Consider the following 15,437-nt stretch of genomic DNA (forward strand, 5'->3'; position numbering starts at 1 on the left):
CGCGCTGCGTGTATGTCTGGGAGGTTCGAAGAATCGGATCGAATGCGAGCGGGCGCTGCGCGTAATCGCCGAGATGCTCGAGCATCCGCATCTTCTGCATTCGCCAGTGATATGAAGTAACTTGGCTGACGCTGTAGATGGGTAGGTAAAAAGTGCCCTCACCTCGTGGTCAAGGCCTGAGACTGGAACGATCCGGATGGACAGGCTGTTCAATCGATTGCCCCGACAAAGGCCGGTGGCGAACGACCGATTTTCACGATCCTATAGCGGAACAGCCTCACGCCCCGAGCATTCTGAGAAGACCGCTCGCTACGCGCGTGCGAACTCACCCGCGGCGAGAGGACATGCAATTTGCGGTGATAATCTATGCTGATCGGCTGCCCTCAGAACGCGTTTTCAGCCCGTTCCCTGGATCAGTTTTTTAAGGAAACTCTTAAGAGTTCACGGCGCAAGATAGACAATGCTGATCGAAGCGATTCATATATCTTATCGGTTAGGGACACGATACGTTGGCGAGAGATTTCGGGGTTGTCTTCATGGATATCTTGACGAAATCACGCTCGGCAGCACGGCGGGTAGTTAGAAACACCTAGCAGGTTGGGTAGTCGTGGTCATCATGGGGACTATAGAGGATCGCAGTCGCTTCCTTTCATTTCCTGCTTGCAAATCAGACCTCCGTCAGCTATCCAATAGTGTGAGGATCATAATGAGAAACGCGGGTATTCTGCTATGTACTCGCCGTGATGTGACGGCGCGCCGACGGCATGTGGCGCGGTCGCTTCGGATCTCCTCCTTGCAGGCGAGAGCGGCGCCGCCGCGCCCCACCGAAGTCCGTTGAATGTGAAGGACGACAGATTGGACAATGCCTCGCCAGCACCCGTACGATGGCATATGACAACGTTCCGCTTGCCATACCTCTATCTGCTTGGCCCTATGATCCTCTCGGCCTGACCGGCTACGTGTTTGAGCGCTTTGAGCTAGGCCGCACAACGGAAGGAACAGCGCTACTGGAGCTGGAAGATGAGACCAGTCAACGACTCAATATTGTCTATTTACCGGTTGGCAAGAAATAGTGGCCAAGGCGAATTCCAGGCGCAAGCATTTCGGATCTTATTCAGCTGCGTACAATTCGAACGCGCGACATGGCGAGTGGGCCTGTCCGCCGCGGATGGGCTGGTTATTCGGACGCTTGGCAGGTTGACCTCGCAACTCTGCAGCCAACCGGACGTGGCGGGAAGGAGCGATAACGGCAACGTTGTAACGGAGCACGCCGACCGGGACGGATCCGCGTGCGATGCAGTGGCGATAAAAAAAGCCACGCGAAGCTGTTCGGTCATCTATACGGAGAGTTTTGTTCATACGCCGGAAACGCTCGGCGCGTGGCAATTGCCGGCCAATTTTGGGAGCGTGTCTGACAACGCGGCGCGACCAGCGCAGGCCGTGCATCCACTCGTTCTCGCGCTCTCGATTTATCGCGATACCCACGACCGACAGTTTTCGGAAGAGGAGAAAAAGGTTACTGAGTTGCTGCATAAACACATTAGCGAGGCATGGTCGATCAATTTGTGCGGCGCGTTGCAGCGACATCAACAACGTCTTGGCGACAACCAGTCGGCTGGCGCCATCGCCACATACGACGGCACAGTGCTTTTCGGCGAGTCAGGGTTCATGCGTAGCCTCGCCCAGGAATGGCCGCATGTTCAGGGTGCGGTCTTGCCGATCCCATTGCTGCTTTCGCTTGGCGCGGGGCTTTCGTTCTTCCAGGGTAAGGCGCACGTGTTCCAGTTCGCGCGCGAAGGCGCGACCGCCTATGTGCGTGCGCGGCCGAAGCTCGCCGTCGACTCGCTCAGCATTCGTGAGTTGCAGGTGGCGCGCCATATTGCGGCGGGACTCACCTACAAGGAGATCGCGCGAGCACTCGGTGTCGCTCCCGGCACGGTGCGAAAGCAAATCGTGTCGGTGCATGAACGCATGGGTGTTCGAAACAACGCCGAGCTCGCCGCGCGGCTTGGCGCGATGCTGCCGTGGTTGCAATCGCTGGAGCCTTACGGAGCAGCTGCGGCTGGCAGGATGCGCGGTCTCGGTCGCTCGATCTAGCAGGTAGGCCGACATGGTCAGTCGACCGTCACTGACTTCGCGAGATTGCGCGGGTTGTCCGCGTCCGTGCCTCGTATGCAGGCTGCGTGACAGGCGAGCAGCTGACGCGGACTAAAATCGCCGCCAACCGGTAGTGGGTCTCTCTTACAGCCTTCGTCAAGAATGACCATTTGGTCGCACGCATCATCGCTATTGGCGACGTTGCAAATCGCGAGCGTGTGGTCATGTCCTGTCGCTTGCGCATGTTTGAGCGCGGCGAGCGTATGTTCCGCCCGACTGGAAGTGGCAACCAATGTCCGCGAACTCTCCGCCGGTGCCGGTATCGATACTCGCTTGCGATCTCGACCTGGGCCGGTAGCCGACGCGACCGGCGTGTTTCCCGTCGCGATCCCTCCGATTTCGGTGTCGGTCTGACTGACGAACTCGTAGCCTTTACCGATAGACATCGTGCGCAGCGGTTCATAGGTTTCGATGATGCCGTTTTGAAGCAACGCGATTAGCTCCTTCCAAATTCGAGCCGGCGTAAACCCTCGATCAAGGTCGGGGCCACGTCCCGTTCGCACACCGCACCCTCGATTCCACATCGGGACAATGGATCAAATGCTCTATTGCGGCTTATATCTGGAACGCGCCGAATAGCCGAATATTGCTCTGAAAAGAAAAACGGCCATGCAGACCAGTTCAATATGGGCGACGTATCTGATCGGCTTGAACTGGGTCGCGCTCGTGACAGCAATGGTCATATTCATAAGCACAATCGACGATCTTCTGCTTGACGGCTACTACTGGTTTTTCGAGATCGGCCGACTGCTGCGCGGCGAGAAGCATGCGAGCATCGACGTTGCCATGTTGCGAGAGCTCGAAGAGCGTCACCTGGCAATCATGGTGCCGGCATGGAAGGAATACGACGTGATCGCCAAGATGGTCGAGAACACGCTCGCCACACTCGAATACGAACGCTATGTGATCTTCATAGGCACTTATCACAACGATCCCGAGACCACCGCCGAAGTCGAGCGCATGGTGCGTCGCCATCCGCGTCGTGTCACCCGCGCGACCGTGCTCAACGAAGGACCCACATGCAAGGCGGACTGCCTGAACTGGACCGTCGGAGCCATTCTTCGTTATGAAGAGACGCATCGGATCAAGTTTGCGGGCGTCGTGATGCACGACTGCGAAGACGTCATTCATCCGATCGAATTGAAATATTTTAACCATGCAGTGACCGAACATGATCTGGTGCAGTTGCCTGTTCTGTCGTTGCCACGGAAGTGGTATGAGTTCGTTGCCGGCACCTATATGGACGACTTCAGCGAGACGCACCAGAAAGACATGCCGACGCGAGAGCGCCTGACCGGCGTTGTACCCGGGGCGGGCGTGGCGTCGTGCTACGGACGCGATGCGATCGAAAAGGCGATGGCCGTCCGCAACGGCCGCCCATTCAACACTGACTCGCTGACCGAGGACTATGACTTCAGTTTCCGTTTGCATGATCTCGGACTGACGGAGACCTTCGCGCGTTTCCCCATCTCGGACGAGTCGTGCGATTTGCCCCCGGTTCGTGGCGGCCGGCGCCACGCCGCACATAGGCTACTGGCGACCCGCGAATACTTTCCGAGTACGTTCAGGACCGCGTACCGGCAGCGCGCACGCTGGATCCTTGGCATCGCGTTCCAGGGCTGGGAACAACTTGGATGGAGCGGCAATTTGCTCACCCGATACATCTTCTTTCGCGATCGGAAGGGCATGGTGACGTCAGTGTTCTCGGTCGTCGCGTACGGTGTGCTGGGTAATTTCGTGGCGCTCGGAGTGCTCAACAGAGCCGGCTACATAATCCGTATCGACACCCATTTGCTGGTCGCGGGCGAATGGCTTTATCCGCTTCTGGCGACCAACGCCGCATTGTTGGTGCTGCGGGTCAGTCAGCGCTACTACTTCGTCGCCAAGCTCAACGGCCGCTTGCAGGGGTTGCTTTCAATCCCGCGCATCTTCGTCAACAACTTCATCAATTTCTTCGCCGTCTGCCGCGCGTGGAAGATTTATGTCACGCATCTCGCGACGAACAGTCCGATCGCGTGGGACAAGACCAGTCACACCTTCCTCTCCAACGAGGCGATGGGCAAGGTGCGCCGACGGCTCGGCGAGATCCTGCTGGCGTGGGGCGTGCTCAGCAGGGAACAACTTGAAGCAGCGCTGGACCTGCAGGCCACTTGTGGCAGGCACATAGGTGAATTGCTGATCGAGCGCGACCTGATCAGCAGCGACACGCTTGCCGACGCCCTCGCCGAGCAGTCTGACCTGCCGCGGGTGAGCCTCACCAATGTCGCGGTCGGTCATTTCGCGGATTCGCTGGCGTTCGAGTTGCAGCACTCCTATCGCGTTGTGCCCTTTTCGACTGGGGAAGACGGCACCCTCAATGTAGCCGTCGGCAGTCCTCTGAACGAGGACGAGCAGGGCATCGTGCGGCGCGGTGCGGGCACTAACGTGGCGTACTTCATTGCTTGCGATGCGGAACTTGACGTGGAGCTCAAGCGCCATGAACGATTTGTAGAGTTGGAACAGGCGCGCACGCTGGCCGCATCTCAGCCGGCCGGATCGACGGAACAGGGTGGAGAGCCGGCATGAAACCAATGCGCGCTGCAAAGATGGGCAGACGGCGGCCAGACCTTGTTACCGTGGTAGCACTTGCGGCGCTGTTGTCGCTTGTCTGTCTCAACGTGATGGCGCAGCCGGCCGAGAAGCTCACGCCCGACGCTTACCGTCTCGCCGACGCCGCGTACAAGGCACTCAGCATGGGAAACTTGCCGAGTGCGGAAAGCTACGCGGCGCGCGCATTGGCGGCGCAGCCAGACAGCCAACAGCTCGGCCTCCTCTTACTCGACGTCTATGTACGGGAAGGCAAAACCGCGGACGCAGATACGCTCGCCGCAAAGTTGCTGAAACAGTTTCCCGACAGCCCCCAAGTACTCGCACAAAGCGGCTTTCTCGCACAGCGCCAGGAACGCAACGAGATGGCGTGGCGCTATCTTTCTGCGGCGCTGGAGAAAGGCCAGGGACAGTGGACAGCTGAGCAGCAGCGAAGCTTGCGGCTCGCGTGGGCCGATGCCGCGCTCGCCGCGCACCGGCCGGATCAGGCGACCGAGGCGCTGCGGCCGCTTGAGAACGAGTCCGACCCCGCCGTGCAATTACGCGTCTCGCAGACCCGGCTCATTGAAGGCGATCGCGAGGGCTCCCTGCACGCTGCTGAACTCGCACTGAGCCATGCATCGACCGAACAGGACCGAAGCTATGCACAGGCGCTGATCGATCAGGCACACTCGCAAGCGAAGCTGGAGCACGACGATGCAGCTCGGAAGACGCTGCAACAGGCTTATGATTTGCTGCGCGAACACAACGACAGCGAGGCGCTCGACATGTTCCAGCGCGGCTTTGATGCGGGCGCCGGCAATGCGAGCAATTACGCCGATGCGGCGTATGCAGCTAAACGGACCGGCGACAACCCGCGTTCGATCGCCCTTTTCAAGCAAAGCATCGATGCGGATGACACGGAGCAGATCTTCGATGCGCAGCGCCGGTTCGGCTACAAGCGCGAGGTCGAGCAACTCGAACGCACCTGGGGCTTCATCCTCAGTGTGCCGTACCAAAACTACCCGTTCGGGGCGGCAGGCACGGTCGACGTGCTGCAACCAGGCATCGAAGCTTACTGGCAACCGCCCAAGATCGGCTATCAAGACGGCCGCATCTTTCAACTCTTCGTGCGCGGCTACGGCACGGCGTATGACGGCTCGGGCGGCGTGACCGGAGGGCCCACGCTGCAGGGATCAGTAGGTGCGCGCTATAAGCCGATCGCCGATCAGAACATTGTGCTCACCGGCGAACGGCTCGTGAAAATCGGCAACCTTGCGATAAATGACTGGCTGTTGCGGCTCGGCTATTCATCGGAAGCCGGCACGGACCTGCTTATCACTGAACCGAGTTGGCGCAGTTGGCAGGCCTATGCCGAGGGCGCTTATTTCGTTCAAGAAGGGCGCTACATCATCTATTCAGAACTGCGCTACGGACACACCTGGTTACTGGCCAAGATCAGCGACTGGCTTACGGTCTATCCCCACCTCGTGGTCGCGGGCGATCACGACAACAAAGCGGTCCATCAGACTGCCCTTGGCGTCGGGCCGGGCATCCAGCTTCGTTACTGGTTCCGGGAATCGCGCTATCGCGCGCCTGCCAGCTGGCTTGACGTGACGATGCAATACCGTTTCCCGCTGACCTCAGCGGAACGCGCGCGCGGCCTGGTGGTGCGCGCGATCTTGTGGTTTTGACAGCCACCTCTCGAGGAGGAGGATGACGATGAAAAAAGTACTAGCCGTATTCGGAACGCGACCCGAGGTTCTTGATCTTTTCGATATCGTGCCCGAATACGATCTCGACCTGATGCGTAGTCAACAGACGCTGACTGACATCACGTCCAGAATCCTCAACGGTGTCGGCAAAATCTACGACACGGCGCAACCCGATGTCGGGCTCGTGCACGGTGATACGACCACGACGCTCGCGGCAAGTCTCGCAGCGTTCTACCGGCACCTCGCCGTTGGGCACGTGGAGGCGGGGTTGCGTACCGGGGACACCTGGTCGCCCTGGCACGAAGAGCTGAACCGGCGTCTCACCGATGCCGTCTCCGCCTGGCACTTCGCGCCGACCGAGCAGGCGCGCCAGAACCTCCTCAATGAAGGCGCTTCGGCGGATCGCATCGTGCTCGCCGGAAACAGTGTGATCGACGCGCTTCTCGAGCCTGCCGAACGTATTCTGTCAGATTTGCCGAATTTTTTTCTGACAACTACTCAGGAATACTTACCGTTCATATTTTTGATGTCCCGCGCCTATCTTGTGATCACCGATTCAGGCGGGGTTCAGGAGGAGGCTCCCGCGCTTGGCAAGCCGGTTCTGGTCACGCGCGAAACCACGGAGCGGCCCGAGGCCGTCGCGGCGGGTACGGCGCGGCTGGTCGGCACCGATATCGGCAGAATCGTCAGCGCGGCGTCTGAACTGCTCGACGATGAATATGCCTATGAGCGGATGGCGTTTTCAACGAACCCGTACAGCGACGGTCACGCGTGCGAAAGGATCATCTCTGCGCTGCGCAGGAAATCGATGTCCTCGCCACCGGGCTGTCGCGTGTCGCACCAATCGCGGGCCAGTACGCTGCCCCGTCCACTACGCCGATTGTTGCTCCGCCAGTTTCCGGTCGAAGCCCATGAGCCGTCGAGGGCGGCGGCCGAGGACATCATCGTGCCCGAGTTTGTGGGCGTGGAAGCAACCATTCCGTCCCCGACGCCTTCCGTCGTCACGGTCGATGACATAGGAGACACCGACCTTCGTTCAGCCTGATCTTTCAATCGACGCCCGCTCACGTGGCAATGCCGGATGGTGACAACCGATGGCAAGCAGCCCCAAGTGGCGGACAAGGAGAACAGCATCATGAAATCACTACTCATCCTGGCCGGCGCGGCGCTGACCGTGAGCCTGACCTGTGGCATTGCCGAGGCGGCCGATCCGCAACTGCCGAGCAGCGTTGCACCAGCAGCCAGTCTGCGACAAGGTGGCCTCGCGGTCACCCCGAACTTGGGTATATACGGCCGCCGGATTCCCAAGCCGCCCAAGGGCGGCAAGGTCACGCCGCCCGACCGGCCGCCCGTCGCCACGAACATTTCACCCGGTCTGCCGGATCAAGCCAAGGCCGAGGGCGAGCCCGGCCACGGCCAGCCCAAGAACCTGAACCTGCGTGCATCTCAACGCCCCGATGGCACCTTTTTCCGCAACTGACACCAGCTGAATCGGAGTACCGCCATGAAACAACTTTTGTTTGCCTTCACCCTGATCGCGGCGATTCTGCTGGGGAGCGTGCCCAAAACGGTTCACGCTCAGGCCACCACCGCTAAGGTTCTCGTCCTCTACGACGCGCCCGCGAATGACCCCTATTCGAAGCTCGGTTTCGCTTACGCGATCATGTTGCGCAACTTGCTGGGCCACTTCAACGCCACGATCGACCTGAAGCCGGTGAACACCTACACCGCCGGGACGATGACCCCCTACACGGCCACGTTCTATATGGGCAGCTACTACGACAATCCGATCCCGGCTGCATTTCTCGCCGACGTCTCAGCGAGCACCAAAACGGTCGTCTGGTTCAAGTACAACATATGGTCTCTCGCATGGAACACGACTTACAACTTCACCCCGAGGACCGGCATTTCGTTCAGTGGTCTGCGCGGCTTGAGCACGACGCCGAGTTCCAGCAATCCATCCCCGGATTTCTTCGATACCGTCTCGTACAAGACCATGAACATGCTCAAGTACTACGCGTTCGATGCACCGTCGGGCACGGTGACCGCTGATCCGGACATTGGCGTGACAGCAATCTCTGATCCGACCAAGGCCACGACGTTGGTGACAATCAAGGACAGCAAAACCAGCGAAGTGGCTCCTTATGTCATTCGCGCCGGCAATTTCTGGTACTTCGCGGACATCCCGTTCTCTTTTATCGGACCGCGCGATCGATACCTGGTGATTTGCGACATGCTGCATGACATTCTGCAGACCAATGCGCCGATACAACACCGGGCGTTGGTGCGGCTCGAGGATGTCAACGCGACCACGACCGTCTCGTCGATGAAGACGCTGACGGACTATCTGTTCTCGAAGAGAACGCCGTTTTCCATCGCGACCATTCCACTCTATACCGACCCACTCGGTGCGTATAACGGCGGTGTCTCGCAAACCATCCGTCTGACACAGGCGACCGGTCTCAAGCAGGCACTCAACTACGCGCTCACTCGCGGCGGAAAGATCGTCATGCATGGCTATACGCACCAGTACTCAAACATACCGGACAGCGAAAATGCCGTGTCCGCTAACGACTATGAGTTCTGGTACGCGCCGGGTAACAGGCCGGTCAATGAGGACTCCACGCAGTGGGCGTCAGGTAGGTTGTCCGCGGGATTGCTGGAGTTGAGTTCGAATGGCTACACGCCGTTTGCGTGGGAAGCGCCGCACTATCAGTCGTCGCCGCTCTCGATTAAAGCCGTGCCGCCGCTCTTCAAGAAGACGTACCAACGCGCGGTCTATTACACGTCTGATACTCCGAACCTGAACACGACCGGGGCAAACAAGGACTTTTCAGTAGGTCAATTCTTCCCGTACATCATCAAAACTGACTACTACGGGCAGATGGTGATACCGGAGAATCTGGGCAATGTCGAATACAACATTTGTTCCATCGATCCGTTCTCGTGTCTCTCCTACACGGCGCAAGATATTCTGACCAACGCGCAGTATGCGCTAACCGTGCGAGACGGATTTGCCTCATTCTTTTTCCATCCGTTCTGGCTCGAAAGCGATCTCCATACGCCTGGTTTCGCTGATTTCCAAACCATCATGACAGGCATCACCGGTTTGGGCTTCACGTTTGTCGATGCGAGTGCCGCGCAATAGAAGCCGTAGGCGACATGCGAGACGCGTCTCGCATGTCGCGGTGGACGCGTCTCACCTATTTGTGAACGTTTGAACAGTTAATCATGACGAGTCGCCTTTTTATTCAGATCGCCGTGCCGGTCCTGCTGACCGCGTGCGGCGGCGGGTCTTCGGATCCGGCGGCGTCGCCGAGTGCTACCGCTTTGGGTGAGGTCCCGGCCGGGTCGGGCCACACGCAAGACGAAACCGTCATCAATACCGTGCCCTCGGATGCGATCGCGGTGCCCTCCGGCGACGCATCGTCGGCCGATCGTCTTACCGATGCTGACGGTAACGTCTACGAGCGGGGCGCGGACCACGTATGGCGAAAGTGGCAGGGGGGAACCTGGGTTGTCGTTCGCGGGCCGAACGATGCCGTCAAGCGAGACCCTTGAAGCGAACTGCAAGCAATTAGCCCTTCGACGCCCTCTTTGCGGCGGCGTTCGGCGCAAGTCCCTTGATGAGCGTCTCGGAGACATAGTGGGGCCCATCGAAGAGGTAGACGGAGTAGCCACGATACGCCTTTAACTGCGGCCTCATTTCTTCCGGCGTGGCCGAGCGGAACTTGCCTGGACCTGCCGGCCGGAACGCCTCGGCGATCACGCGCACCCGATCCTTGCCGAAGCGCTCGGCGAGTGCATTAAGGTAAGTTCGGGCCAGGCGTGGTTCGCGCGCGTAGACGCCGACCCCGTCCTGGAAAAAGATTCCAACGTCTGCCGGAAGCCAGGTCGCGAGCCAGTCCGCGAGCGTTTTCCCGCCGATATTGCTCTGGTCGTAGACCGTAATCCATAGCGGGCGGGGCAGGTCTTGCAGACTTGCCGCGAGTTTGGGCGCATCGGTCCAACTCGGATCGGCCTCGACCGGGAAATAATAGCCGACCACGTGCAACGGCACGGGGATACGCGAAATCATCAGCGACTGCTCGACCAGTTTCGCGACATTGGCGCGTGCCCGCTTTTCGTCTTGGTAGCCCGCGAGCCCGAGGATCACGTTCTTCGCCCAGGGCTCGCGGCCGATGCGCGCGAGGTCAGGAAGGTGCGGAACGGGCGGCAAACCCGCGTTGGAAATGAAGGCGGTATCGTCGACAGCGATCCACTGAATCAGCAGATCCTGTGCGCCTAGCACGTCCCAGTTGCCTGATGGGTTGGCGGTGGCATCGTCGGGTTGCCACGCGATGCCGTCCACGTGCAGGTCATGTGTGCTCAGGCTGCAGCCGGTCATTAGCAACGCCGTGGCCACGCTAATGACCACCGCCAGAGTCACGAAGCGCGTAAGCGGCCTGCTTGCTGCCGGCGGCTGTACTGCCCCGTCCGGCGCTGACTTTGCGGGGTAGTTCGCGTGAAGGGACGGGCTCCTGCATATTTTACGTGAATTCATTATTGGCGCCAGGATAGTCCATCTATCGTAAGCAAGGGGATGGTCGCCTCAACCCGAAACGTTATCACCGTGCCAAAGTGGAGTTGCGTATCAACTTCACAGACGGGAGCGCCCAAAAATCAAGCCTACAACTATTCGTGTCGATCTGGCAAAAAACGTGGTCCTGCTTTATGGCGTTGGCGGGAATGCAACGTGGTACTCAAGAAGCAAGTGAAGCGCGAACAGATGACGATGTGCCTTTCGAATCTGGCGCCGGCACTCGTTGGCACAAAGAGCGTCGACTGCTTGCGCATTCTGCTCGATAACCTGATCGACAATTCGATCAAGTACGGCCGCGAAGTGCGACACGATCCGGGCGACGATCGATAAGCCGAGGCCGCAGCCCGCTCGTTTCCTGCTGGCGCTAGGGCTCGCGCCGGATAGCGCTCTCCACCCGCACCTGTTCACCCGCCGCCCCGGCCTGCCGAACCGGCGGAGCGCCACGTGACGACTCCGCGAACTGCCACGCAAGCAGTCCAGGCACGAACATCAGTAGATCGCGAATGCGCCGCGCGCCGGCCAGCGCAAGACAGGTTGCGGGATCGATACCGAGCGCGCCGCCGATCACGATGAAACCACCCTCCTGCACACCCAGGCCGCCCGGCACGAAGAACGCCGCGCTGCTGATTGCCTGGATCAGCGACTCGATCACGACTGCTTCCACCAGACTGACAGGCGAGCCGAGGAAATACAGCGCGAGCCAGATTTCGAACGACGTCGCCACGCACTGCAACGGCTGCCACACGAACAGATAACGCAGCACGACACCGTGCTTGCGCCACACCTGTTTGATGCTTTCGTCGACATTCGCCGATTCGCCGACGAGCGTCCCCAGCTTGCCACTCGTCAGATGGTTGAGAGCACGCGTGAGCCGCTCGAACGGACTTGCATGCTGCACGATCGCGAACAGCAGCAGCGGTGGCGCGAGCGCCACCACGCCCCACGCCAGTTGGCCCGCAAGACGCAGCGTGCCCGATTGCGCATGCGCGAACAGGAACCCGATTCCGACCATCGTGAACAGCAACTGACTAATAACCGTCAATTGCACATCGACGATCAGACTGCCGAGGGCAGCCGGCCCGCGCACCCCCCAGCGCCGCAGCATGCGGAACGATACGATCTCACCGCCAACCCGCGCCACGGGCAACAAGCTGTTCACCGATTCGCGGATCCATACCAGTTGCAGCATTTGCAGAAATGACGGCCGCTGCGGACCGAAAATCAGTGTCTGCCAGCCACGCGCATTCGCGAGCATCGACAGCACATGCGCAAGCCCGGCAAGCAACAGCCCCGCGCCCGCCACGCGCAGCGACGCGAACACAACTGCCGGATGTTCCTGCCAGATCAGCCACAAGGAAAGCAGCAGACCCGCAAGAGCCGCTACTCGTCCGAAGTGTTTCAGCGCACCCGCGCCACGTTCAATCACTATCCCTGCCCATCACAATGCGTCATGACTTTTCCTCTAAGGGCGATAGCAGCCCGTCGCCGTCCACCTTGAAACTGAAACCGCGCCAGATCACGCGCGACGACAGAAAACTTGCCACAAGCAGCGCGAACGCGCCGATATCCCACAGCGGCAGCATCCACCAGTTGCGGGACGGCTGACGCAGCGCGCGGTCCGACAGGAGCTTGAGCAAGCCGCGTGCAGCCAGCGCCGCACCCGCCAGCCAGCACGCCCAGCCCGCGGCGGCGGAGCACGCCACGGCTAGCAAGGCGAAAGCCAGCGGATACATGAGCGCCGAGCCGAAGTGTCCGATCGGGTCGATACGTCGAATGGTGCGACTCCAGCGCAGTTCGTGCGCGACGAGTTGCGCGGCGGTCGTCTCGACGCAAGCATGCGCGACTGCGAACGATGGTATCGCGACCCGCTGGCCGATGGCGCGCACGGCTTCTCCGATCGCGTGGTCTTCGGCCAGATGGCCGGCGAACTGCGCCAGTCCGCCGATCAGATCGAGCGTCTCGCGGCGCATCACAATGGTCTGCCCGAAGCAAGGCCGCGCCATGCACAACGTGAGGCCTGCGACGACGCCCGGCAGAAACTGGTAGTTCGTCGAATGCGCGGACAGCCTGGGCCAGAAACCGGGGGCCGGGTCGCCGCGATACGCGCACGTCACGAGGCCGACGCCTGGCCTTTGCAATTCGCCGATCAGGCGGCGCAGATACGTCGGTTCGACACGCACGTCGCTGTCGGCGAACACCAGCACATCGTGTTCCGCGCGCGGCAGCATGTTGAGGATATTGCTGACCTTGCGGTTTGGCCCGTGCAGCGTCGGGTCCGAGACGACAGTGATGTTCGCGTCGGGAAAGCGGCGGCGCAGGTCGTCGACCGTGGCGAGCGCGGGGTCGGCGACATCGTGTACGCCGAACAGGAACTGCACCTCGCCCGGATAATCCTGCTCGCAAAAGCTTTGCAGGTTGCGGGCCAGCGCCCACTCCGCACCGTGCAAGGGCTTGACGATGGTCAGGGCCGGGAAGCCGACAGGTTCAGCGCCCGGCCGTGCAAGAAAACGGCCGAGCAGCACGGCCGCCAGCAGCGTAAACACGATGCCGAAGAACGCCGCCGCTCCGCACGCGAACGCGCAACCGAGCGTGAGCCAGTGCGCGAGGCTCATGCCTCGCGCGCCCGGAGATACCTGAAGAACTCTACTCCTTCTTGCAGGCGCCGCTTCATCATCTCCCAACTGACCAGCATCTCGCGGACGATTTCCCAGATCTTCGTCGGTCTGAAGTAGAAGCGCTTATAGAATTCCTCTACGCCGTGATAGATCTCTTCGCGCGACAGGTGCGGATAGCCGATTGCTGAAGTCTGAGTACCCGTGGAACTGACGAGGTTGATGACCTTGCTTTCTTGCAGCCACCCATTCTCGACTGCTTGCTTATGAAGGCTCGTACCCGGATATGGCGCAGCGAGCGACACCTGGATCGTGTGCGGATTGATCTCTTTCGCATATTCGATGGTCTTCTTGATCGTTTCGCGCGTTTCGCCCGGAAGTCCAAGAATGAATGTGCCGTGGATCTTGATGCCGAGCTTACGACAATCTTCAGAGAAACGGCGTGCCATATCGGTTCGCAGCCCTTTTTTGACATTCACGAGGATCTGGTCGTCGCCCGATTCGTAGCCGACCAGCAAGAGCCGCAAGCCGTTCTCTTTCATCACCTTGAGGGTCGAATAAGGCACATTCGCTTTCGCGTTGCACGACCACGTCACGCCTAACTTGCCAAGACCACGGGCGATCTCTTCGGCTCTCGGTTTTAGATCAGTGAAGGTATCGTCGTCAAACATGATTTCCCTGATTTCGGGCATGTTGTCCCTGATCCATTTCACCTCTTCGAGGACGTTCTCGACCGACCGTGTGCGATAGCGATGGCCCCCTACCGTCTGCGGCCAGAGGCAAAAGGTGCACCTTGATTTGCAGCCTCGCCCCGTGTAGATCGACACATACGGATGCTTAAGGTAGCCGCTGAAGTAATTCTCTGTCTTGAGATCGCGCTTATAGACGGGCGAGACGAATGGCAACTGATCCATGTCTTCAAGGATGGGCCGGGCTTCGTTGTGCGTGATTCCGCCATCGGGCAGACGATAGCTCAGACCGAGAATCGACTCGAACGGAAGCCCTTGCGCGATGTCGCGACACGTGAAGTCGAATTCTTCGCGGCACACGAAGTCGATCGCATCGCAGGCGGTAAGCGAGCCGTGAGGATCGACGGCGACTCTTGCCCCGACCATCCCGACGAGTATCGTGGATCTACGTCGCTTTAAGTGCTCTGCGAATTGGGCATCGCTCGGGAATGACGGTGTGCTCGTATGAATGATGACCAGGTCGTACTGTTGAGCAATGTTTAGGGACGTCTCCAGAGATAGGCCATCTGCTGGAGCATCCAGAACGCGGCTGTCCTCGATCAGCGCAGCGGGCTGGGCGAGCCACGTCGGATACCAGAATGATCGAATCTCGCGCTTCGTCTGGAAACGCGAGCCCGCTCCACCATCGAAGCCGTCGAACGAAGGTGCCTGCAAAAACAATGCTTTCATAGATACTCTCATAGAAAATTGTCTGCTTTCTTGAGCCAGTCACCCGCAGGGACTCGCCGGGCATCGGCGCTGTTCGGGAATTCGATTCGTGCCCTCAAGGGTGGGTGGATCGCAGCGATAGACGGTATGAACGCCGCTCTCCCTTCAGGGGAATTCGGGGACAACCCAATGGGGATAGAGGGACGATCAAGAATACTACGAATTGCGGGCTCGACAGGATGGGGTTTTTTGCTTAGTCTAGCTGAGCGTCACATGGGATTAGGTTGTCCGGCGGCGATCTGTAAACGCTGCCGGTTGTTCTCGCCGCACGGAAAGTCGTGAAGCCGGGCGGGTCATGCTCCGCGCTGGTCTCTGGCGACGCGCAATCCGGAAGAGTCCCCGGGGTTCT

14 protein-coding genes are annotated in these 15,437 nt (G+C 59.8%); 9 read left to right on the top strand and 5 right to left on the bottom strand.

Annotation, left to right across the window (positions count from 1 at the left end; translation table 11 throughout):
* The first annotated feature begins 884 nt into the window (after positions 1-884).
* Together HV670_RS24475 and HV670_RS24480 are read left to right on the top strand one after the other, a co-directional pair.
* Positions 885-1,073, top strand: a complete 189-nt coding sequence (locus HV670_RS24475; protein ID WP_175107592.1) for a hypothetical protein — start codon at positions 885-887, stop codon at positions 1,071-1,073.
* Between the two features lie 226 nt (positions 1,074-1,299).
* Positions 1,300-2,097 (top strand): response regulator transcription factor, encoded by a 798-nt coding sequence (locus HV670_RS24480; protein WP_175107593.1) that lies wholly within the window; start codon positions 1,300-1,302, stop codon positions 2,095-2,097.
* A gap of 17 nt (positions 2,098-2,114) precedes the next feature.
* Here HV670_RS24480 and HV670_RS32330 read toward each other — a convergent pair whose 3' ends face one another.
* Positions 2,115-2,588, bottom strand: coding sequence for a hypothetical protein (locus HV670_RS32330; RefSeq protein WP_175107591.1), 474 nt, complete (start codon positions 2,586-2,588; stop codon positions 2,115-2,117).
* Positions 2,589-2,766: 178 nt separating this feature from the next.
* Between HV670_RS32330 and HV670_RS24490 the strand changes: the two genes are divergently transcribed.
* From HV670_RS24490 to HV670_RS24515, 6 genes are all read left to right on the top strand, one after another.
* On the top strand, positions 2,767-4,722 hold the full coding sequence (locus HV670_RS24490; RefSeq protein ID WP_175107594.1) for a glycosyl transferase family protein: 1,956 nt from the start codon (positions 2,767-2,769) through the stop codon (positions 4,720-4,722).
* Between the two features lie 5 nt (positions 4,723-4,727).
* A complete protein-coding gene (locus HV670_RS24495) occupies positions 4,728-6,416 on the top strand; it encodes a bacteriophage N4 adsorption protein A (protein WP_175107615.1) in 1,689 nt (562 codons plus the stop codon).
* 22 nt (positions 6,417-6,438) lie between these two features.
* Positions 6,439-7,482 carry a UDP-N-acetyl glucosamine 2-epimerase gene (locus HV670_RS24500; RefSeq protein WP_281362459.1) on the top strand — a complete coding sequence of 348 codons (1,044 nt, stop codon included), beginning with the start codon at positions 6,439-6,441 and terminating at the stop codon, positions 7,480-7,482.
* 36 nt (positions 7,483-7,518) lie between these two features.
* On the top strand, positions 7,519-7,917 hold the full coding sequence (locus HV670_RS24505; RefSeq protein WP_175107595.1) for a hypothetical protein: 399 nt from the start codon (positions 7,519-7,521) through the stop codon (positions 7,915-7,917).
* 24 nt (positions 7,918-7,941) lie between these two features.
* On the top strand, positions 7,942-9,585 hold the full coding sequence (locus HV670_RS24510) for a DUF2334 domain-containing protein (protein ID WP_175107596.1): 1,644 nt from the start codon (positions 7,942-7,944) through the stop codon (positions 9,583-9,585).
* An 83-nt stretch (positions 9,586-9,668) separates the two neighbouring features.
* Positions 9,669-9,998: a hypothetical protein gene (locus HV670_RS24515; protein ID WP_175107597.1), complete on the top strand. Its 330-nt coding sequence runs from the start codon at positions 9,669-9,671 to the stop codon at positions 9,996-9,998.
* Between the two features lie 16 nt (positions 9,999-10,014).
* Here HV670_RS24515 and HV670_RS24520 read toward each other — a convergent pair whose 3' ends face one another.
* Positions 10,015-10,824: an alpha-amylase family protein gene (locus HV670_RS24520; protein ID WP_217478512.1), complete on the bottom strand. Its 810-nt coding sequence runs from the start codon at positions 10,822-10,824 to the stop codon at positions 10,015-10,017.
* Positions 10,825-11,172: 348 nt separating this feature from the next.
* On the opposite strand from HV670_RS24520, the gene HV670_RS24525 reads away from it, so the two are divergent.
* Positions 11,173-11,349, top strand: a complete 177-nt coding sequence (locus HV670_RS24525; protein WP_175107598.1) for a hypothetical protein — start codon at positions 11,173-11,175, stop codon at positions 11,347-11,349.
* A gap of 34 nt (positions 11,350-11,383) precedes the next feature.
* Here HV670_RS24525 and HV670_RS24530 read toward each other — a convergent pair whose 3' ends face one another.
* From HV670_RS24530 to hpnJ, 3 genes are read right to left on the bottom strand one after another with little or no spacing between them, the layout of a single operon-like run.
* Positions 11,384-12,421, bottom strand: a complete 1,038-nt coding sequence (locus tag HV670_RS24530) for a lysylphosphatidylglycerol synthase domain-containing protein (protein ID WP_175107618.1) — start codon at positions 12,419-12,421, stop codon at positions 11,384-11,386.
* A 46-nt stretch (positions 12,422-12,467) separates the two neighbouring features.
* Positions 12,468-13,631, bottom strand: coding sequence for a bacteriohopanetetrol glucosamine biosynthesis glycosyltransferase HpnI (gene hpnI / locus HV670_RS24535; RefSeq protein WP_175107599.1), 1,164 nt, complete (start codon positions 13,629-13,631; stop codon positions 12,468-12,470).
* Positions 13,628-15,049, bottom strand: a complete 1,422-nt coding sequence (gene hpnJ / locus HV670_RS24540; RefSeq protein ID WP_175107600.1) for a hopanoid biosynthesis associated radical SAM protein HpnJ — start codon at positions 15,047-15,049, stop codon at positions 13,628-13,630. The genes hpnI and hpnJ overlap by 4 nt, the downstream gene beginning before the upstream one ends.
* Positions 15,050-15,437 lie beyond the last annotated feature (388 nt).

The organism is Pararobbsia alpina (genome assembly GCF_902859895.1).
GTDB classification, from domain to species: domain Bacteria; phylum Pseudomonadota; class Gammaproteobacteria; order Burkholderiales; family Burkholderiaceae; genus Pararobbsia; species Pararobbsia alpina.